Here is an 18,555-nt window from a genome sequence, read left to right as displayed (position 1 = left end):
TCGTCCGCCGGGGTACGCGTGTCGGCCAGCGCAGGCGTGTCGTCCGCCGGGGTACGCGTGTCGTCCATCGGGGTACGCGTGTCGTCCAGCTGGGCACCTGTGTCGTCCGCCGGAGTACGTGTGTCGTCCGTTCAATCACGCGAGTCGGCTGCTCAATCACGCGAGTCGACCCTCCGCGCACGGGCGCCGGCCCGATGGGGCCGCGAGCGGACCGCGCGGGTGCGCGTGTCGACCCTCCAATCACGCGTGTCAACCTCTCAATCACGCGAGTCGTCCCTCCAACCACGCGTGCCGACCCCTCAACACCCCTCCACCGCGGGAGGCGCCATGACCGTCCCCGCCCAACGCGGCTCCTCCTCCACCACCCCCACCCGAATGCTCGTCCTCTGGTGCCCGGACTGGCCCGCGGTCGCCGCCTCGGCGGTTGCCGGGGTCGCCGTTACCCAACCTGCCGCCGTCTTAAGTGCCAACCGTGTCGTCGCCTGCAATGCCGGGGCTCGGCGGGATGGCGTCCGGCGAAACATGCGGCGGCGGGAGGCGCAGTCGCGTTGTCCGGACCTTGCCGTTTTCGCCGCTGATGACGGCCGGGATGCTCGGCTCTTCGAAGCCGTTGCTCGGGCCGTTGAGGCTCTGGTTGTCGGCGTTGAAGTCGTGCGGCCCGGGCTGGTCGCGGTGCCCGTCGCCGGGGCCGCCGCCTACTTCGGTGGTGAACACGCCCTCGTCGAACGGCTTGTCGACGAAGTGTCGGCCGCCGCCGGGGTCGAGTGTCAGGTCGGTGTGGCCGAAGGGCTCTTCGCCGCGACGCTCGCCGCGCGGCTGGGGGAGTTCGTCGAACCCGGGCGGGTCGCCGAATTCCTCGCGCCGCTGCCCGTCACCGAACTCGACCAGCCCGGGGCCGACCGCGCGGAGCTCGTCGACCTGCTGCGCCGACTCGGCCTGAAGACGCTCGGCGCCTTCGCCGCGCTGCCCGAACGGGACGTCGTCAACCGCTTCGGCGCCGATGGCGTTCTGGCCCACCGGCTCGCCCGGGGTCGCTCCGAACGTCCTCCACTGCGTCGGCGACCGCCGCCGGAACTGACGCTGACCGAGGAGTTCGACCCCGTTGTCGAACGCGTCGACGTCGCCGCCTTCCTGGCCAAGAACCTCGCGACGCGCTTCTGCGCGGACCTCGCCGGCCACGGCCTGGCCTGCACCCGCCTCGGCATCTACGCCGTCACCGAAGAAGGCGAGCACCTCGGCCGGGTCTGGCGCTGCGCGGAGCCGCTGACGCCCGCCGGCGTCGCCGACCGCGTGCGCTGGCAGTTCGAAGGCTGGCTGCGCGCGGCGCCCGGTGCGCGCCCGACCTCCGGTGTCGTGCGGCTGCGGCTGGAGCCGGACGAAGTTGTCGAGGGACGCTCGCTGCAGCTCGACCTCCTGCAGAACGGCCGCTCCGAGGAAGACGACGAACGCGCGGCGCGGGCGTTCGTGCGGGTCCAGGGCCTGCTCGGCCCGGAAGGCGTGCTCACCCCGCTGCTCGACGGCGGCCGCGACCCCGCCGGCCGCGTCCGCCTGGTGCCGTGGGGCGACCCGCGCGAGCGGACGACGCCGTCGGACGCGACCTGGCCGGGACGGCTGCCCGCGCCGTCCCCCGCGACCGTCCTCGATCGCCCGGTGCCGGCCCAGGTCTTCGACGCCGACGGCCGCGCGGTCGGGATCACGGTCCGCGAGCAGGTCACGGGCGCTCCGCGACGGCTGAGCATCGGCGGCCGGCACCGGGAGGTCGTCGGCTGGGCCGGGCCGTGGCCGCTGGCCGGGGACCGCCGCCGGTCCGGTCCCCGGCGCGCGCGGCTGCAGCTCGTGCTCGCCGGAGAAGGAGACGAGCCACCCGACGCGGTGCTGGTGCACTGCGCGGGCACGGAAAATCCACTGTGGACGGTCGAGGGAGTGTACGACTGAGCATGGACGAGCACTACGCACGACGGATGCGAGCCTGGCTGCGCGCCGGCTTCGACCCGGCCCGCCACCCCGGGGCCGAAACCGCGGAAGCGGTGGAAGAGAAACCCGGCGAAGAGTGGACGGTTCACCGGGGCGAGCTGATCTTCCCCGGCGAGGGCATCCCCGTTCCCCGCTCCTCGCGGGAGAACGGCTGCCGCATGAGCCGCGGCGAACCGCGCCCCATGAGCGAAGCCGAGAAACGCAGCCGCCGGAACCACCCGTCGAACTGGCATCGGCTGCGCCGGGAGGCCGAGCAGCGCGGCGACGAACCCGGGGGCTGGTGAATGGGCTGGAACAACCCGCCCGTCCGGTGGAAGGACCTCGCCCGCACCCTCGCAGGCGGCCTTCCCCCGGGCGACCACGGGGACAGCCCCGCCTGGGGACGTCACCGCGAGGAGTACCGGCGCCCCGAGGACATCCCCGCGCGCGGGTCCGACGACGGCGGTGAAGCCGTCCGCGTGCCCTACGCCGAGCTGCACTGTCACTCCAACTTCAGCTTCCTCGACGGCGCCAGTCACCCCGAGGAGCTGGTCGAGGAGGCTGCGCGGCTCAAGCTGGACGCCATCGCCCTCACCGACCACGACGGCATGTACGGCGTCGTCCGCTTCGCCGAGGCGGCCAGGGAGCTCGGCGTCAACACCGTGTTCGGCACCGAACTGAGCTTCGGGCTGAGCGCCCCGCAGAACGGCGTCGCCGACCCCGAGGGCGAGCACCTCCTGCTGCTCGCCCGCGGTGACCAGGGTTATCGCGCCCTCTGCCGCGCCATCACCGCCGGGCAGATCCACCACGACGCCGAGAAGGGCCGGCCGAGGTACGACCTCGGCGCGGTCGCCGAGGAGGTCGCGGGGCAGTGCGTGGTGCTGACCGGGTGCCGCAAGGGCGCGGTGCGCTCGGCGCTCGTCACGCACGGCCCGGCGGCCGCCAGGGAACAGCTGAAGATCCTGGTCGAGCGCTTCGGCCGTGACCACGTCTACGTCGAGCTCACCGACCACCGCCAGCCGCTCGACAGCACCCACAACGACGTCCTGACACAGCTCGCCCGCGAACTGGACCTCCCGACCGTCGCCACCACCGCCGCGCACTACGCGCGGCCCGAACGCGCCCGGCTGGCCGACGCGCTCGCCGCGATCCGCGCCCGCCGCGGCATCGACGACCTGGAAGGCTGGCTGCCCGCGGCCGGCACGGCGTTCCTGCGCAGCGGCGCCGAAATGGACGTCCTGTTCCGGCGTTACCCCGGCGCCGTGCGAAGAAGTGCCCTCCTCGGCATGGAATGCGCGTTCCCGCTCAAGCTGATCGCCCCGAAGCTGCCGCCCTTCGACGTCCCCGGCGGGGAAAGCGAAGCGGTCTACCTCAGACGGCTGACCGAGGAAGGCGCGCAGGAACGCTTCGGCGGCAAGGAACACGAAGAAAAGGCAAGGGCCCAGATCGAGCACGAGCTGGCGATCATCGAGAAGCTCGGGTTCCCCGGGTACTTCCTGATCGTGTGGGACATCGTCAGGTTCTGCAACGACCACAAGATCCTCTGCCAGGGCCGCGGCTCGGCCGCGAACTCCGCCGTCTGTTACGCGCTGGGCATCACGAAGGTCGACTCGGTCGCCAACAAGCTGCTCTTCGAGCGCTTCCTCGCCCCGGACCGCGACGGGTACCCCGACATCGACCTCGACATCGAGTCCGACCGCCGTGAGGAAGCCATCCAGTACGTCTTCAGGAAGCACGGCCGCCTGAGAACCGCGCAGGTCGCGAACGTGATCACCTACCGCGCCCGGTCCGCAGTCCGCGACGCCGCGCGCGCACTCGGCTACTCGCCGGGCCAGCAGGACGCCTGGAGCAAGCAGATCGACCGCTGGGGATCGTTGCGCAGCACCGAAAAGGACCACGACCACGACATCCCGGACGACGTCGTGCAGCTCGCGTTCGCCCTCGAGGACTTTCCGCGCCACCTCGGCATCCACTCCGGCGGCATGGTCATGTGCCAGGAGCCGGTGAGCCAGGTCGTCCCGGTCGAATGGGCGCGGATGGAGAACCGCAGCGTCATCCAGTGGGAGAAGGAGGACTGCGCGGCCGCCGGGCTCGTCAAGTTCGACCTGCTCGGCCTCGGCATGCTCTCGGCGCTGCACTACATGCTCGACCTCGTCGAGGAGCACAAGGGTGAGAAGGTCGACCTCGCCGAGCTGGACCTCACCGACCAGAACGTCTACGGCATGCTCTGCCGCGCCGACGCGATCGGCGTGTTCCAGGTGGAGAGCCGCGCGCAGCTGGCCACCCTGCCGCGGCTGCGGCCCACCGAGTTCTACGACCTCGCGGTCGAGGTCGCGCTGATCCGGCCCGGCCCGATCCAGGGCGGTTCGGTGCACCCGTACATCCGTCGCAAGCAGGGCATCGAGGAGTGGGACTACGACCACCCGCTGCTGGAGAACGCGTTGCGCAAGACCAAAGGCGTGCCGCTGTTCCAGGAGCAGATGATGCAGATCGCCCTGGACGTCGCGAACTTCACCGCGGCGGAGGCCGACCAGCTGCGGCACGCGATGGGCTCGAAGCGCTCGGACCGGAAGATGGACCGGCTGCGGCAGCGGTTCCTCGAAGGCGCCGCCGCGAACGGCGTCGAGGAAGAGCTCGCGAAGAAGATCTTCCTGAAGCTCAAGGCGTTCGCGAACTTCGGCTTCCCGGAGAGCCACGCGCTGAGCTTCGCCCACCTGGTGTTTTCCAGCGCCTACTTCAAGTTCTACCACCCGGACGCGTTCCTGGCGGGCCTCCTGCGCGCGCAGCCGATGGGGTTTTACTCACCGCAGTCGCTGGTCGCGGACGCGCGGCGCCACGGCGTCACCGTGCACGGCCCGGACATCAACCGCAGCCTGCCGCACGCCACCTTGGAGGCCGGTGCCGGGAAATTCCACGACGTGCGCACCGGGTTGAGCACCGTCCGGATGATCGGGGAGGACCTCGCGAAGCGGATCGTCGCCGAGCGGGAGGCGAACGGCCGCTACACCGACATGGCCGACGTCGCCCGCCGCGTGCGGCTGAAGACACCGCAGATCGAGGCGCTGGCCACGGCCGGCGCGTTCGCCGGCTTCGGCGGTGACCGCCGGCAGGCGCTGTGGACGGCGGGCGCGGTCGCCGGGGAACGGCCGGAGAAGCTGCCGGGCCTCAGTCTCGCGGAGGCGCCGGTGCTGCCCGGGATGGACGGCCTCGACCTCGCGTCGGCGGACGTCTGGGCGACCGGGGTGTCGCCGGACAGCTACCCGACCGAGTTCATCCGCGACCGCCTCGACGCGCTCGGTGTCGTCCCGGCGAGCGGGCTGGTCGACCTCGAAGACGGCGTGCGGGTGCTGATCGGCGGCGCCGTCACGCACCGGCAGCGCCCGGCGACCGCGGGCGGGATCACCTTCCTCAACATCGAAGACGAGACGGGGATGGTCAACGTGATCTGCACGCTCGGCCTGTGGCAGCGCTACCACCGCGTCGCGCGCGCGAGCCCGGCGCTGCTGATCCGCGGGGTGGTGGAGAAGTACGACGGCGTGGTGAGCGTGCTCGCCGACCGCGTCGAGGCCCTGCCGATGCGGATCAGGACGAAGTCGCGGGACTTCCAGTGAGCGGCCGGCGCACGATCGTGACGATCTCCGGGCTCGCGTCCGTCACAGGGGTGCGGTCCCAGTAGCCGTACTGCTCGTCGACGACCAGGCCGGCTTCTGCGATGAACCCGTTCAGGGAAGGGACATCGAGGAACCGCAGGGTGCTCTCGCTGAACCGGGGTGCGTCCCAGTCCGGGCTTTCGTACGTGGTCCTGAAGGTGACGTACCCGTTCTCGAACGGCCCGGCGTTGTTCCACGACCGGACGTTGCCGGCTTCTCCCACGTTCTCCGGTGTCCAGCGTTCCCAGCCGCGGGCCGCGGGATTGCGGGTGTCGAAGCCGAACCGGCCGCCGGGCCGCAGGGCGCGGTGGAGGGCCGAGAACGCCGTCCGCAGCTCGTCGTCGGTCAGCAGCACCTGGAACGCATGCCCGGTCATCACCGCGAAGTCGAACTCGCCGTCCCAGGTGGCGGTCGACAAATCGCCGTGCACCCACTCGACGTCGTCGCGGCGGCGGGCCTGGACGAGCATGCCCTCGGCCGGGTCGAGCCCGACGAGCCGTCCTGTGTGGCCGGATTCGCGCGCCCAGTGCAGCAGGGACCCGGTGCCGCAGCCGACGTCGAGGACCGACTCCGCCGCCATGATCATCGGCAGGTAGAACTCGAAGTCGCCGCTGCTCTCCCGCGGGTTGAAGGCGTCGTAGAGCGCGGCAAGGTCGTGATCGGCGAAGTGCTCGTCGGGCATGGCCGTCACGGTAGTGAGCGCCGCGGCCGGGATCATCCGGTTTTCGGGGCCAGGCCCAGCAGTTCCGGACGCGCGGCCAGCTCGCGCCAGTACGCGCCGGGGTCGGGCAGGAGCCTGCGCCGGTCGAGGTCGAGCAGGCCCGACACCGAGGACACCTCCGCGACCAGCGTGCCGTCCGGTGTGTGGAACTCCTGCGCCACCCGGGAAGTCTTGCCCGCGCCCCACTTGAAGTCGCAGCTGACGGAGACCTCGCCGCCCGGGACGAGCTCGCGGTGGAACCGCACCGTCGTCTCCAGGTTCACCGGCCCGATGCGGCGCGCGGCCAGCGCAGCCGGGTCGATTCCCGCCGCCTGGACGCACATCCAGCGCGCGTGGTCGGCGTAGGCGAGGTACGCCGGGCCGCGGACGTGACCGTTGACGTCGAGGTCGTCAGCGCGCACCGCGATCTTGACTCGGAACATGGGGAAGAGCGTGGCGCGCGGGCGGTGTCGCCGTCTGGAACTTTTCGGCCACGCGCACGAGCGCCGCGGGGGAGGAGCCCGACAGCCGACGGCACTCGCGGCCGAGGTGGGACTGATCGGCGTACCCGAGGTCGGCGGCCGCGCGAGCCAGCGACGTCCGCCCGGCGACCAGGGGCTCCAGGAGACGCAGGAACCGCTGGAACCGCCGGATCCGCTGCAGCTGCTTCGGCCCGGCGCCGACCGCGTGGACGAAGTGCCGCCGCAGCCCGCGTTCGCTGATCCCCACGGCGACCTCGGCCGTCCGCGTGGCCGCGCCGAGGGCCTGCACGGCAGCCAGCACCCGCCGGTCCGGCGACGCGCTTCGCCGGGCGACGAGCGTTTCGAGGATCCCGCGCTGGGCCTCGGGATCACTAGTGCCCGCAAGGGTTTCTTCGGCACGACGGGCGGGCGCGCCCCAGAGGTCGCTCAGCCGGGTCGGGCCCGCGGGCAGCTCCGGCATGGCCGTCCCGAGCACGGCGCCCGCGGCCCCGCACCGCAGCCGCACCCCGACGCGCGACGCCGACGCCGGGACCCACAGCCGCAGCGGCGCGCCGGCCGTGACGACCACCGTGAGCGCGTCACCGTCCCAGACGAGGTCGGCGCAGCCGTCGGGGAGCACGCGCAGCGGCCGCGCCCAGCCGGTGCGCCCGTGCCAGCCGCAGGCGAGCACGGCCTCGAGCCCGGACGGCGGCGGGACTTCGCGGTACACCGACCGGGCCGCGCCGATCGCCAGCGGTCGCAGCGGAACTCCCATGGCCCCAGTATGCAGCGGTCAGGAGCTGTCCTATTTCGATCTTAGCGTCGGAGCTACACCGACCGAGGAGGAAAAACATGGTTCCCGACGGCTACACGACGGTCACCCCGTGGATCATCGGCCACCACACCGCCGGCCTGCTCGACTTCCTGAAGGAGGCGTTCGACGCCGAGGAACTCGGCCGGGTCGTCGGCGAGGACGGGAAGATCGGCCACGCCGAGGTCCGCATCGGCGACGCCGTCGTGATGGCGTTCGACTCACCGGACGGCTGGGACGCCACTCCCGCCTTTCTCCGGCTTTACGTGCCGGACAGCGAAGAAACGCAGCGACGCGCCATCGAAGCGGGCGCGACCGAGGTGACCCGCCAGACCGTCCTGTTCTTCGGCGACCGCGTCGGCCGCGTGCGTGACCCGTTCGGCAACCTGTGGTGGATCCAGACCCGCCTGGAGAACCTGGACGAGGCCGAGATGGCGCGACGCGCCCAGCTGCCCGAGTACGTCGAGGCGATGAACTACGTCCAGGGTGTGAGGCTCTAGGGGCGGGTGTGGCACCCTGGAGGCCGTGCTGGAGACGGGGGAGGACTACCGCGAAGCGGTCTTGTCCGGGCAGTGGTGGGAAAAGCGCCGGTTCACCGGGTGCGACTTCACCGGGGCGGACCTGAGCGGGCTGCGGACCCGCGGCTGCACCTTCGACGACTGCGTGTTCAGCAAAGCCGACCTCTCCCGTTCGCGGCACGACGCGTCGGCGTTCCGCTCCTGCACCTTCGACCGGACGGTGCTCGCCGAGAGCCGCTGGACGGCGTGTTCGCTGCTCGGGACGTCGTTCGCCGAGAGCGGGTTCAGCGGCATCGCCATCACCGACTGCGACCTTTCGCTGACGTCGCTGGCGAAGGCGCGGCTGCGCCGCCTCGGGCTGTCCGGGCTCCGGCTGCGCGAAGCCAACCTGATGGACGCCGACCTCACCGGCGCCGACCTGCGCGACAGCGACCTGACCGGCGCACGCCTGCAGGGCGCGAAGCTCGAGGGCGCGGACCTGCGTGGCGCGCGGATCGACGCGAACGCCCTGGTCCAGGCCGACCTGCGCGGCGCCGAGGTCGACGTCGAGACGGCCATCGCCTTCGCGGCCGCGCACGGGCTCGTCATCCGCTGAAAACGACGAAGGCCCCGGCAGTGCCGGGGCCTTCGCGAAACATCAGTCGATCGGGGGCTCACCCGGGTCGAGCTCGATCAGGTCGCCCTCGGCGAGCAGCTCCTCGATCGACGTCGGCAGCAGGTACGCCGACCCGCCGCCCGGCTGGTTGAACCACGGGATCGCGACGCCGGCGAGCGCCTCGAGCGGCCGCTGCACCCGGTAGACGTGGTACGGGCGGTTCACCCACTCCGGCACCAGCGAGCGCTCGGCGAACGGCGTGCCCGCCGCGTACGTCAGGTTGCCGTTCGGGCCGCCGAAGCGGTCCAGCTCGCTGCCCGCGGGCAGCTCCCGCAGCTCCTTGCCGCGGAACAGCGTCAGCGGCGGCTCACCGGCCATCGGGCCGATCGGCCACTGCTGCTGGCCACCGCCGCCACCCCCGCCGTTGACGGCCGGGCGGGCCGGCTCGTCACGCCGCTGCGGTGCCGGGGGCGCCGGCGGAGCGGGCGGCGGGACCGGCGGGGCGGCCTGCACCGGCGGGGCCAGGACGGTCGGCGCGGACGGCGGCTCACGCCGGGGCGGCGCCGGGGCGACCGGCGGTGGCCCGGCCTGCTGCTGTGCCACGGGCGGCGGCCCGGCCGGGACCGGCGCGGAGACCGGCGGGGCGGGCGGAGCCGGCGGCTCGTCGTCCTCGAGGTCGCCGAACAGCTCCTCGGCGCTGGTGAACGCCGTCTGCTCCTGGGCGGGCACCGGCTCCGGCTTGCGGACCGGGTACGAGCCGGTCGCGACCTCCGGCGACAGCGTCGCGACGACGCGCTGCGGCGCCGGTTCCGGCTCGGGCTCGGGTTCCGGTTCGGGCTCCGGCGCGGGCGGCTCCTCGGCGGGCACGTGGCCCTCCGGGTTGAGCAGCAGCTTGCCGAGCATGAACGCGGCCGCGTCCTCGGCGTCGCCGAACACCGCGGGGTTGCTGAGCTTGCCGTCGTACCAGCCGACCCGCCAGCCGTCGTCGACCTGCTCGACGCTCCAGCCGTGTTCGGCGGGTTCGCCCAGCTTGTAGCCGCTTTCCGGGATCTCGAGCTCGTCCAGCTTCTCCTGCAGCCCGGCGAGCACCGGATGCTCCGGCGTCTCACGGCGCAGCGCCCGGCGGCCCGACCGCGGCGGCTCGGGCTGCGCCGCGGGCGCCGGGGCCGGTGGCTCCGGCACCGGCAGCACCCCGGGCACCTCGGGCTGGGTGATCATCGTCGGCGGGCCGGGGTCGAACGCGGGCTGCGGCGGCTCGAACGCGTGCGCGGGCTCGGCGTCCTCCTCGTCGTGGCGCGGCTGGAACGCGGCGTGCGCCGGCTCGTCGTCGTGCCGCGGCTCGAACCCGGTGTGCTCGGGCGGCTGGAAGCTCTGCGCCGGCTCGTCGTCCCGGTGGGCCGGGAAGGGCTCGCCGTCGCGCGGCTGTTCCTCGCTGTGCCCGATCGGCTGGTCGGGGACGTACTCCGCGGTCTCGTCGAGGTCGGGCACCCGGCCCGGCTCCGGCGCCGAGCCGTTCGAGCCCGCGGCGTGCTCGGCCTGCTGGTCGTACTCCTCCTCGCCGTACTGGTCCTCTTCGGCGAAGCGGTCGTCGAACTCCTGGTCGTCGTAGCCGTCTTCGTGGTACTCGGCCTCTTCGACGTACTCGTGCTCCTCCGCGGGCGCCTCCGGCTCGGCGGGGGAGTGCGCCGCGAGCGGCGCCTCGACGGGCGCGGGCGGCTCCTGGTGCTGAAGCGGCACGACGGGCGGGGCCACGGCGGCCGCGCCCGGCGGCGGGCCGACCGGGGGCTGCTGCGGCGGCACCTGCTGCTGGGGCGGCGGGCCCTGCGGCGGCGGCCCGGCCGGACGCTGCTGCTGCGGCGGCGGTGGCGGCGGGTTGCCCCGGGTCAGGTACGCGGCGGCGGCCTGCAGGGTCGGCTCGTCGACCGGCGGCAGCTTGAAACCGACCGCGCGGACGTGCTCAACGAGGTCCGGTTCGGGCGAAACGCCGTACTTGTGCAGGTAGAAGTTGACGGCGGCGGGCCACACCCACTGGCCGTCGCTGTGGAAGGCGACCGGGACGGTGGCCTCCGGCGCCGCGGCCAGCCGGTCGATGTCGTACCCGCGCTCGGGCACCACCAGCGGCGCCTGCTCGAGGTACTCCAGCAGGCGGTCCTGCTCGTCGACCTCGAGGTCGGGGCGGTTGATCACCGGACGGCCGGCGGGCCCGACGGTGTCGAAGATCCGCGCGATCCGGAAGTGCGGCCCCGGCTGCTCCGGGCCGAGCCCGGACATCCGCCGGATCAGCCACTCGGGCACGTTCTCCTCGGTGCGCGGGAACATCCGCAGCTCGTCGGAGTAGGCCTGCGGCGGCGGCGCGAGGTTCCACACCGGCTCGTCGCGGTTGTATTCGAGGTTGTAGCTGGAGGGGTGGTCGAGCTGGTACCGCGCGTTGAACCAGGTGCCCCGGCCGTCGCGGTACATGCCCCCGCGCAGCCGGCCGAAGAGGGTGGCGATGTCGTGCGTCGCCAGCCACTCGTGGACCGTGCCGTCTTCGGTGACGATCTCGCCGGTCAGCTCGTGGTACCTCCCGACGGCTCGGTACTCCGCGCTGACCTTGCGCCAGTCGCGGGGGGCGGCGCGCAGCAGTGCCAGCCCGATCTGCTTGACCAGGGTGTCCTGCTCGGTCGCGTTCAGCTGCGTCGTCGGTTGTGCCACGGGGACATTTTGACTGTTCGCGCGCGCGAGTGCACCCCGCATGTGGGTTTTGCCGCTCGGCGACCCGATGGCACACGGTCTGACCTCGCGTGATGCGACGTGCGGTAGATCACAGGTTGATCGCGGACGGCGTCGCGAATGGACCGTGCGGGGGTGACGATCACTCTACGGGCTGCGACCACCCGCGCCTGGAAGCGACGCGCGGGGGTCGCTTTGCCAGAATGGGCCCCGTGACGGCGAAGATTCTCGACGGCAAGGCCACCAAGAACGCCATTTTCGCGGAGCTCGAGCCGCGCGTCGCGGCGCTGGCCGCGAAGGGGGTGACGCCGGGCCTGGGCACTGTCCTGGTGGGAGACGACCCGGGGTCGCACTCCTACGTGCGGATGAAGCACGCCGACAGCGGCAAGATCGGGATCAACTCGATCCGCCGCGACCTGCCGGCCGACATCACGCAGGAGAAGCTCGAGGCCGTCGTCGACGAGCTGAACGCCGACCCGGCCTGCCACGGCTACATCGTGCAGCTGCCGCTGCCCAAGCACCTGGACGCGAACCGCGTCCTGGAGCGCATCGACCCGGAGAAGGACGCCGACGGCCTCGCGCCGGTCAGCCTCGGCCGGCTGGTGCTCGGCCAGCAGGGCGCGCTGCCGTGCACGCCGTACGGGATCATCGAGCTGCTCAAGCGCCACGGCGTCGAGCTGAACGGCGCACGCGTCACGGTGGTCGGCCGCGGCATCACCGTCGGCCGCACGCTGGGCCTGCTGCTGACCCGCCGCAGCGAGAACGCCACCGTCACCTTGTGCCACACGGGCACCCGCGACCTCGCCGCCGAGGTCCGCCGCGCGGACATCGTGGTCGCCGCGGCGGGGGTGCCGGGGATCATCACGCCGGACATGGTCGCGCCGGGCGCCGCGGTGCTCGACGTCGGTGTGTCCCACGTGGACGGCAAGCTCACCGGCGATGTTCACCCGGACGTGGCCGAGGTGGCCGCCTGGATCTCGCCGAACCCGGGCGGGGTCGGCCCGATGACCCGGGCGATGCTGGTGAGCAACGTCGTGGAAGCGGCGGAGCGCGCGGTCCAAGGTCTCCAGGGCCGATGACCATGACGGAGGACCGGCGGGACGTCCACGACCGCCGGAGCGGGCCGGCCCGGTTCACCCAGCTGCCGTTCGCGGTGGTGCTGCTGGTGGTGGCCGTCGCGGTGCTGCGGATCGTCCAGTACCACTGGCGCGAGGGCGCGGCGCTGATCGGCGCCGCGCTCGTGCTGGCGGCGGTGCTGCGGGCGGTGCTCCCGACGGAACGGGCGGGACTGCTGGTGATCCGCGGCAAGGCCGTCGACATCGTGACGTACGCCGGCCTCGCCGCGGCAGTGCTCTACGTGGCCCTGACGATCATCGGCGGGCCGTTCGCGTCTTCTTAGGACGCCATCGCGAGCTCGCGCCGTTCGGCGCGGGCTTCCCGGCGGTCCAGGGTGCCGGAGACGATCGCCAGCGACAGTCCGAAGACGGCCAGCAGCGCGCCGACCCAGTTCGGGGCGACCAGGCCGAGCCCGCCCGCGATCACCAGCCCGCCGAGGTAGGCCCCGATCGAGTTGGCGATGTTGAACGCGGACTGGACGGCGGCCGACACCAGGGACGGTGTGCCGCCCGCCTTCTCCATGATCCGCGCCTGCATCATCGGGCCGATCATGAACCCGGCGACGCCGACGAAGAAGATCGTGATCGCCGCGCCGAGCTTGCCCTGCGCGGTGATCGTGAAGATCCCCAGCACGCACGCCAGCGCCAGCAGCGCCGCGTACAGGCCCGGCATCAGCGCGCGGTCGGCCAGGCGGCCGCCGAGCAGGTTGCCGATCGTCATGCCGATGCCGGCCAGGGACAGCAGCAGCGTGACGTTCGACGGCGAGTAGCCGGCGACGTCGGTCAGCATCGGCGTGATGTAGCTCAGGCAGGCGAACACACCGCCGAGCCCGAACGTGACGATCGCCAGCGCGAGGTGCACCTGCGGCCGTTTGAACGCGCCGAGCTCCGTGCGCAGCGACGCGTCGGCGGGCCGGCCCTGGTGGGGCACCAGCTTCCAGATGGCCGCCGCGGCGACCATGCCGATCACGGCGACCACGGCGAACGTGGCGCGCCAGCCGACCTGCTGCCCCAGTAGCGTGCCCAGCGGCACGCCGATGACGTTCGCCAGGGTCAGGCCGAGGAACATCAGCGACACGGCCTTGGCGCGCTGGCCGGGTCCGACGAGGCTGGACGCGACGACCGCGCCCGCGCCGAAGAACGCGCCGTGGGGCAGGCCGGCGAGGAATCGGAACGCGACGCCGAACTCCTGGTTGGGCGAGAGCGCGAAGAGGGCGTTGCCCAGGGTGAACAGGCCCATCATGGCCAGCAGCATGGTCTTGCGCGGCAGCCGGACGGCGACCGCGGTGAGCAGCGGGGCGCCGACGACTACGCCGAGGGCGTAGGCGGAGATGAGGTAGCCGGCGGTCGGGATGTCGACGCCGAAGTCGGCGGCCGCCTGGGGCAGCACGCCCATCATGACGAACTCGGTGGTCCCGATGCCGAAGGCTCCGATGGCGAGCGCGAGCAGCGCGACGGGCACGGCACTCCTTCCAGGGTGGGTAAACGATTACTCGGCTGTTCCGATCTCCGGTGCTGGATCGGTTCAGTACGGGGGCAAAAAGGAAGACAGCCATGCGGCCCCAGCGCCGTGAGCTGTCCTACGCACAGTCCAACCGACGAGGGGGGTCGTTGTCATCCCGATATCGGGTGACGATCCACACCGTAACGCGATGATCAGCGCGGAGCGGCCAGAACGCCGTCCAGCAGGCCGGGGAACAGCGCGTCGAGATCCTTGCGGCGCAACGAGTTGAACCGGGTCGTGCCCTCCTGACGGCCGGCGACGACACCGGCCTGGCGCAGGATGCTCAGGTGGTGGGTGATTGTGGACTTCGTCACCGGCACGGTCAGCGCGCCGCACGCCAACTCGCGATCCTCCGCCGCCAACTGTCGCACGATGCCCAGGCGCACGGGGTCGGCCAGGGCCCGCAGCACCCCTTCGACGGTGATCTCGTCCCGCGACGGGTGGACGATCGGCGGCAGCGCCGCGGTCTTCGGCATGGCTCCATTGTACGACGCCGGTCGAAATTGTCGGAGCCGCGTAGTACGGTGACGGTCGAACTACGACGTTCGTCGAACCAATCGCTCGCTCCCTTGGGGGACCCACCCATGTCCACACCCTCGCCTTCGAGGATCTCGGTGCTCGCCTTCGGCGCGTTCGGCGTCGGGACCAGCGGTTACATCGTCGCCGGGCTGCTGCCCGCGCTGACCGGTGAGCTGCACGTCTCGGCCACGGCCGCGGCGCAGCTCGTGACCGCCTTCGCCATCGCGTACGCGGTCGGCTCGCCGATCTTCGCCGCCGTCACGGGCACCTGGGAACGCCGGACGCTGCTGGTGGCCGCGCTCGCCGTCACCGCGGCCGGCAACCTGTTCGCCGCCCTCGCGCCCGGTTACGGCACGCTCTTGGTGGCCCGGGTGGTGACCGCGATCGGCGCCGCGGTGTTCACCCCCGCGGCGAGCGCCGTGGCGGCCCAGCTGACCGCCCCCGAACGCCGGGGCCGCGCGATCGCGCTCGTGTTCGGCGGCCTGACCGTCGCGCTCATCTTCGGTGTGCCGCTGGGCAGTCTCATCTCGCAGCACCTCGGCTACCGGACGGCGTTCGCGCTGGTCGCCGCGTTCTCCCTGGCGAGCGCCCTGGCCGTGCGGGTGGCGCTACCGCCGGTCGCCGCGCCGCCGCGGGTGACCCTGGCCGAGCGGTTCGCCGCCGGCCGCGACCCGCGCGTGCTCGTCATGCTGGCCGTGACGGTCCTCGGCTGCCTCGCCGCGTTCATGGTCTACACGTTCGTGTCGCCGCTGCTGGCCGCGACCGCCGGCCTCCACGGCACGGCCGTCACGGTGCTGCTCTTCTGCTACGGCGTCGGCGGCGCGGTCGGCAACTTCGCCGGTGGCCGGGCGGCCGACCGCTGGGGTTCACGCGCGCCGCTGCTCGTCGTGACAGCGGCGATCACCGTGGTGATGGCGCTGCTGCCGATCGCGACGACGACCCCGGTCGCGGCCGGTGTCGCGCTGTTCGTGTGGGGCATGGCGACGTGGTCGTTCAGCCCGCCGGTGCAGCACCGGCTGATCGAGCTGGCCCCGGGCCACGCGGGCCTGGTGCTCTCGCTCAACGCGTCGGCGATCTACCTCGGTGTCGGCCTGTCCGGTGTGGTCGGGGGCGCGGTGCTGACGTCCGGCGGGCCGCTGGTGCTGCCCGAGGTCGCGGCGGCGCTGACCCTGGTGGCGCTGGTGCTCGTGGGCACCGCGTGGGGCCGGGTCCGCGAACCGGTCGCCGTCTAGTCGGCGCGGGCCTGGACTTCGCAGTCGGGCCCGGGGTAGACGAGTGCTTCGTGCCCGTCGGCGAACCGCACCAGGTAGGGCGGGGCGCCGTCGGGCCCGCGGACTTCGAGGATCTCGCCGCGCTGCTCGGCCGACCCGACTGTCCGGCCGTGTACCCGGATCTCGTCCCCGACGGCTGCGCGCATGGGGCTCACCTCCGTGTTCAGCGTAGGAGCGTGGGTCGTTCCGCGGTCCCGGCGAACGGGTTAGAATCCGGGTATGACGACCAAAATCGGAGGCGCCGCGCCTCGGCGCCGGTGAGCCCCGCGGTCCGGGTCCGCACCCCACAGGAGCTGCGGAAGTCCCGGCGGAGCAAGTCACATCCCTGTTGGGGCCACCTGGTGGCCGCCCCGCTCTGGCCGTTGCACGGCGTCAACCTCGGCACGCTGCTGCGCACCTGTGACGCGGTGGGCGCGTGCCTCGCGGTACCGCGTTTCCCGTGGGTGCCGGAGGCGCTGCGGCGAGGAAACACGTTGCGGCGCCCGGCATGCGTGCACTGGGTGCACGACCCGCCAGGCTGGCTCGAACGCGAACGAGCGGCGGGCACGAAGGTCGTCGGCGTCGAGCTGGCGGAAGAAGCGGTGCGGCTGGGAGACCTGCCCGCGGCGCGCGGCCGCACGATCGCCGTGCTCGGCCACGAGCAGACCGGGATCCCACCGGAGGCCCTCGACCTGCTCGACACGGTCGTCGAGATCCCGATGGTGGGCACCGGCGCGAGCCTCAACGTCGCGGTGGCGGCCAGCCTGGTGCTCTACAAGCTCGCCGGCCTGCTGTGAAGGAGTCCACTGTGGACCTCGGAAACCGGAGCTGCCGGGCTTCGAGGGTCCGAACGAAGACTGGCCAAGGCGCGGAGCCCCTCGGCCCGCTGCGCGTCTGGGTGCGTCAGCTCGAAGCGGCCGCGGCCTTGGCGGCCTTCTTGAACGCGCGGACCTGGGCGAGCGTCTCCCCGCTGGTGACGTCGGCGATCGACCGGCGCGACCCGCGGTCGCCGTACGCGCCGGCCGCTTCGCGCCAGCCCTTCGGCTGGACCCCGCGCTGCTTGCCCAGCAGGGCCAGGAAGATCTTCGCCTTCTGCTCCCCGAACCCGGGCAGGGCCCGGAGGCGCTTGAGGACCTCCGGGCCGTCGGGCTTCGGGCGGCCGTCGAGCCAGAGGCCCTCGGTCCGGCCGTCGTAGTTCTCGATGATGTGCTGCGCGAGCGCGTGGACACGACGCGCCATCGAACCGCCGTAGCGGTGGATCGCCGGCGGCACCACGCACATCTCGACGAACGTCTCGACGTCGGTGGCGGCGATCTTCGCCAGCGAGAAGCCGTCCATCCGGTCGGCGATCTTGCGCGGGCCGGCGAACGCGTGCTCCATCGGATATTGCTGGTCCAGGAGCATCCCGACGAGCAGGGCGAACGGGTCGTCGTTGAGCAGCTTGTCGGCGGCGGGGTCGCCGGTCAGGTGCAGTTCGCGCAGCATGCGGGTCATCTTGACACATTTTCCGGCCGGCCTTGGGGCGATGTCCCGGCCGGCGACGGCGTGGCCGCGGCCACGGCGATCCGCTGGACGATCGCCGGCTGGCCGTCGCTGCTCTTGGTCGTCGCGTTGACCGAGTAGGCGAGCTTGCGCTGCAGGTCGCAGGTGGCGAAGACCCCGCTGGAGTAGCCGTAGCGGCTGCCGGTCTTGCCCCAGACCGTGAGGTCGCCCAGCCGGATCTTCATCAGGCCCTGGCTGTAGTACGCGTCGCCGGTGCCGTCGAACATCGGGACCTTCGGCACGGTGAACAGCCGGGTCATCATGGCCGGGCCGAGGAGCCGGCCGCGGAACAGGCCGGTGACGAACCGGTCGAGGTCGGCCGCAGTGGACACGAGGCTGCCCGCCGACCACGGGATCGACTGGTTCATCTCGGTGACGTCGACGAGGTCGCCGTCCCCGTTCCGGAGATAGCCGTTCGAGTGGGGATCCGGCAGCCGCGGGTCGTCGCCGGGTTCGAAGGTCCGTGTCATCCCGAGCGGCCGGGTGATGCGGTCGCGCACGGTCTGCCCGTACGAGCGGCCGGTGACCTTCTCGATGAGCATCCCGGCGAGGACGTAGCTGGTGTTGGTGTACTTCTGCGCGGTGCCCGGCGGGTAGTCGATCGGGTGGGCGGTCGCCGTGCCGAGCACGCGGGCCGGGCTCCAGTGCTCGTAACGGTGTTCGAGCACCAGGTCCGGGTCCGACAGCCACGGGATGTCGACGCTCGGCAGGCCCGAGGTGTGGTCGAGCAGGGTGCGGACCGGGATCGGCGGGTAGCCGCGCGGCAGGACACCCGGCAGGTACCGCTGCACCGGCTGCTCGAGGTCGAGCCGGTGTTCCTGCGCGAGCTGGAGCACGACCACGGCGGTGAACGTCTTGGTGGTGCTGCCGATCCGCACGTAACCGCCGGGATCGACCGGGGCGTGGGTGCGGCGGTCGGACTCGCCGGAGGTCCCGCTCCAGTCGCCCGCCGAGCCGGTGACGCGGACCAGCGCGCCGGTCGTGTCGTCGTCGGGTGCGCTGGAAATCGAGGCGGCCAGCGCCGACGCGTTGGGCCGGCTGAGCTCGGGAACGGGTTCCGTCCCGCCGGGATCGGCGTAGGCGCAGGCGTTCACGACGCCGCCGGCCGTCTCGGCGTGGGCGGGGAGGGCGGTGAGTCCGAGGGCCGCGGTGGCGAGGACTGCGATCGCTGTTCGTTTCATGCCGAAAGCCTGTCGTCCCGCGGCCACCGTGCCATCCAGGAAAT

Annotated in this window: 18 protein-coding genes; 9 read left to right on the top strand and 9 right to left on the bottom strand. The window is 72.4% G+C overall.

Features of this window, described 5'->3' with window-relative positions:
* Positions 1 to 375 precede the first annotated feature (375 nt).
* The 3 genes from ACZ63E_RS11195 to ACZ63E_RS11185 are packed head-to-tail and all read left to right on the top strand — an operon-like array spanning position 376 to position 5,564.
* Positions 376 to 1,935: a DNA polymerase Y family protein gene (locus ACZ63E_RS11195; RefSeq protein ID WP_465336102.1), complete on the top strand. Its 1,560-nt coding sequence runs from the start codon at positions 376 to 378 to the stop codon at positions 1,933 to 1,935.
* A gap of 2 nt (positions 1,936 to 1,937) precedes the next feature.
* Positions 1,938 to 2,258: a hypothetical protein gene (locus ACZ63E_RS11190; RefSeq protein WP_465335866.1), complete on the top strand. Its 321-nt coding sequence runs from the start codon at positions 1,938 to 1,940 to the stop codon at positions 2,256 to 2,258.
* Positions 2,259 to 5,564 carry an error-prone DNA polymerase gene (locus ACZ63E_RS11185; protein ID WP_465335865.1) on the top strand — a complete coding sequence of 1,102 codons (3,306 nt, stop codon included), beginning with the start codon at positions 2,259 to 2,261 and terminating at the stop codon, positions 5,562 to 5,564.
* Here ACZ63E_RS11185 and ACZ63E_RS11180 read toward each other — a convergent pair.
* From ACZ63E_RS11180 to ACZ63E_RS11170, 3 genes are read right to left on the bottom strand one after another with little or no spacing between them, the layout of a single operon-like run.
* A complete protein-coding gene (locus tag ACZ63E_RS11180) occupies positions 5,536 to 6,285 on the bottom strand; it encodes a class I SAM-dependent methyltransferase (protein ID WP_465335864.1) in 750 nt (249 codons plus the stop codon). The genes ACZ63E_RS11185 and ACZ63E_RS11180 overlap by 29 nt on opposite strands.
* A gap of 32 nt (positions 6,286 to 6,317) precedes the next feature.
* A complete protein-coding gene (locus tag ACZ63E_RS11175) occupies positions 6,318 to 6,746 on the bottom strand; it encodes an acyl-CoA thioesterase (protein WP_465335863.1) in 429 nt (142 codons plus the stop codon).
* On the bottom strand, positions 6,715 to 7,539 hold the full coding sequence (locus ACZ63E_RS11170; protein WP_465335862.1) for a helix-turn-helix domain-containing protein: 825 nt from the start codon (positions 7,537 to 7,539) through the stop codon (positions 6,715 to 6,717). The genes ACZ63E_RS11175 and ACZ63E_RS11170 overlap by 32 nt, the downstream gene beginning before the upstream one ends.
* 77 nt (positions 7,540 to 7,616) lie before the next feature.
* On the opposite strand from ACZ63E_RS11170, the gene ACZ63E_RS11165 reads away from it, so the two are divergent.
* Together ACZ63E_RS11165 and ACZ63E_RS11160 are read left to right on the top strand one after the other, a co-directional pair.
* Complete coding sequence (locus ACZ63E_RS11165) at positions 7,617 to 8,075, top strand: VOC family protein (protein ID WP_465335861.1); 459 nt, start codon at positions 7,617 to 7,619, stop codon at positions 8,073 to 8,075.
* Between the two features lie 25 nt (positions 8,076 to 8,100).
* On the top strand, positions 8,101 to 8,688 hold the full coding sequence (locus ACZ63E_RS11160; protein WP_465308880.1) for a pentapeptide repeat-containing protein: 588 nt from the start codon (positions 8,101 to 8,103) through the stop codon (positions 8,686 to 8,688).
* 42 nt (positions 8,689 to 8,730) lie between these two features.
* On the opposite strand, the gene ACZ63E_RS11155 is transcribed toward ACZ63E_RS11160, so the two are convergent.
* Positions 8,731 to 11,424 (bottom strand): TNT domain-containing protein, encoded by a 2,694-nt coding sequence (locus ACZ63E_RS11155; protein ID WP_465335860.1) that lies wholly within the window; start codon positions 11,422 to 11,424, stop codon positions 8,731 to 8,733.
* Positions 11,425 to 11,612: 188 nt separating this feature from the next.
* Between ACZ63E_RS11155 and ACZ63E_RS11150 the strand changes: the two genes are divergently transcribed.
* Both ACZ63E_RS11150 and ACZ63E_RS11145 read left to right on the top strand, forming a co-directional pair.
* The gene (locus ACZ63E_RS11150) at positions 11,613 to 12,479 is read left to right on the top strand and encodes a bifunctional methylenetetrahydrofolate dehydrogenase/methenyltetrahydrofolate cyclohydrolase (protein ID WP_465335859.1); all 867 of its coding nucleotides are present in this window, start codon (positions 11,613 to 11,615) and stop codon (positions 12,477 to 12,479) included.
* The gene (locus ACZ63E_RS11145; protein ID WP_465308886.1) at positions 12,476 to 12,799 is read left to right on the top strand and encodes a DUF3017 domain-containing protein; all 324 of its coding nucleotides are present in this window, start codon (positions 12,476 to 12,478) and stop codon (positions 12,797 to 12,799) included. Before ACZ63E_RS11150 ends, ACZ63E_RS11145 begins: the two co-directional genes overlap by 4 nt.
* Here the strand turns inward: ACZ63E_RS11145 and ACZ63E_RS11140 are convergent.
* Positions 12,796 to 13,977, bottom strand: a complete 1,182-nt coding sequence (locus ACZ63E_RS11140; RefSeq protein ID WP_465335858.1) for an MFS transporter — start codon at positions 13,975 to 13,977, stop codon at positions 12,796 to 12,798. The genes ACZ63E_RS11145 and ACZ63E_RS11140 overlap by 4 nt on opposite strands.
* 194 nt (positions 13,978 to 14,171) lie before the next feature.
* Positions 14,172 to 14,495, bottom strand: coding sequence for an ArsR/SmtB family transcription factor (locus ACZ63E_RS11135; RefSeq protein WP_465335857.1), 324 nt, complete (start codon positions 14,493 to 14,495; stop codon positions 14,172 to 14,174).
* Positions 14,496 to 14,603: 108 nt separating this feature from the next.
* Between ACZ63E_RS11135 and ACZ63E_RS11130 the strand changes: the two genes are divergently transcribed.
* Positions 14,604 to 15,770, top strand: coding sequence for an MFS transporter (locus tag ACZ63E_RS11130; protein ID WP_465335856.1), 1,167 nt, complete (start codon positions 14,604 to 14,606; stop codon positions 15,768 to 15,770).
* On the opposite strand, the gene ACZ63E_RS11125 is transcribed toward ACZ63E_RS11130, so the two are convergent.
* Positions 15,767 to 15,955 carry a DUF1918 domain-containing protein gene (locus tag ACZ63E_RS11125; RefSeq protein ID WP_465335855.1) on the bottom strand — a complete coding sequence of 63 codons (189 nt, stop codon included), beginning with the start codon at positions 15,953 to 15,955 and terminating at the stop codon, positions 15,767 to 15,769. The genes ACZ63E_RS11130 and ACZ63E_RS11125 overlap by 4 nt on opposite strands.
* Positions 15,956 to 16,150: 195 nt before the next feature.
* Between ACZ63E_RS11125 and ACZ63E_RS11120 the strand changes: the two genes are divergently transcribed.
* Positions 16,151 to 16,585 carry a TrmH family RNA methyltransferase gene (locus ACZ63E_RS11120; RefSeq protein ID WP_465335854.1) on the top strand — a complete coding sequence of 145 codons (435 nt, stop codon included), beginning with the start codon at positions 16,151 to 16,153 and terminating at the stop codon, positions 16,583 to 16,585.
* Positions 16,586 to 16,691: 106 nt separating this feature from the next.
* On the opposite strand, the gene ACZ63E_RS11115 is transcribed toward ACZ63E_RS11120, so the two are convergent.
* Both ACZ63E_RS11115 and ACZ63E_RS11110 read right to left on the bottom strand, forming a co-directional pair.
* Positions 16,692 to 17,273, bottom strand: a complete 582-nt coding sequence (locus tag ACZ63E_RS11115) for an HhH-GPD-type base excision DNA repair protein (protein ID WP_465309427.1) — start codon at positions 17,271 to 17,273, stop codon at positions 16,692 to 16,694.
* Between the two features lie 5 nt (positions 17,274 to 17,278).
* Positions 17,279 to 18,511 carry a serine hydrolase domain-containing protein gene (locus ACZ63E_RS11110; RefSeq protein WP_465335853.1) on the bottom strand — a complete coding sequence of 411 codons (1,233 nt, stop codon included), beginning with the start codon at positions 18,509 to 18,511 and terminating at the stop codon, positions 17,279 to 17,281.
* Positions 18,512 to 18,555 lie beyond the last annotated feature (44 nt).

This window comes from Amycolatopsis sp. NPDC104819 (genome assembly GCF_055583145.1).
This window is presented reverse-complemented; position numbering and strand designations above follow the sequence as displayed.

Bases quoted from the DNA above. Each gene is read 5' to 3' on its own strand.
- ACZ63E_RS11195 (WP_465336102.1), top strand. From the start codon at position 376: ATGCTCGTCCTCTGGTGCCCGGACTGGCCCGCGGTCGCCGCCTCGGCG.
- ACZ63E_RS11190 (WP_465335866.1), top strand. From the start codon at position 1,938: ATGGACGAGCACTACGCACGACGGATGCGAGCCTGGCTGCGCGCCGGC.
- ACZ63E_RS11185 (WP_465335865.1), top strand. From the start codon at position 2,259: ATGGGCTGGAACAACCCGCCCGTCCGGTGGAAGGACCTCGCCCGCACC.
- ACZ63E_RS11180 (WP_465335864.1), bottom strand. From the start codon at position 6,285: ATGCCCGACGAGCACTTCGCCGATCACGACCTTGCCGCGCTCTACGAC.
- ACZ63E_RS11175 (WP_465335863.1), bottom strand. From the start codon at position 6,746: ATGTTCCGAGTCAAGATCGCGGTGCGCGCTGACGACCTCGACGTCAAC.
- ACZ63E_RS11170 (WP_465335862.1), bottom strand. From the start codon at position 7,539: ATGGGAGTTCCGCTGCGACCGCTGGCGATCGGCGCGGCCCGGTCGGTG.
- ACZ63E_RS11165 (WP_465335861.1), top strand. From the start codon at position 7,617: ATGGTTCCCGACGGCTACACGACGGTCACCCCGTGGATCATCGGCCAC.
- ACZ63E_RS11155 (WP_465335860.1), bottom strand. From the start codon at position 11,424: ATGCGGGGTGCACTCGCGCGCGCGAACAGTCAAAATGTCCCCGTGGCA.
- ACZ63E_RS11145 (WP_465308886.1), top strand. From the start codon at position 12,476: ATGACCATGACGGAGGACCGGCGGGACGTCCACGACCGCCGGAGCGGG.
- ACZ63E_RS11135 (WP_465335857.1), bottom strand. From the start codon at position 14,495: ATGCCGAAGACCGCGGCGCTGCCGCCGATCGTCCACCCGTCGCGGGAC.
- ACZ63E_RS11130 (WP_465335856.1), top strand. From the start codon at position 14,604: ATGTCCACACCCTCGCCTTCGAGGATCTCGGTGCTCGCCTTCGGCGCG.
- ACZ63E_RS11125 (WP_465335855.1), bottom strand. From the start codon at position 15,955: ATGCGCGCAGCCGTCGGGGACGAGATCCGGGTACACGGCCGGACAGTC.
- ACZ63E_RS11115 (WP_465309427.1), bottom strand. From the start codon at position 17,273: ATGCTGCGCGAACTGCACCTGACCGGCGACCCCGCCGCCGACAAGCTG.
- ACZ63E_RS11110 (WP_465335853.1), bottom strand. From the start codon at position 18,511: ATGAAACGAACAGCGATCGCAGTCCTCGCCACCGCGGCCCTCGGACTC.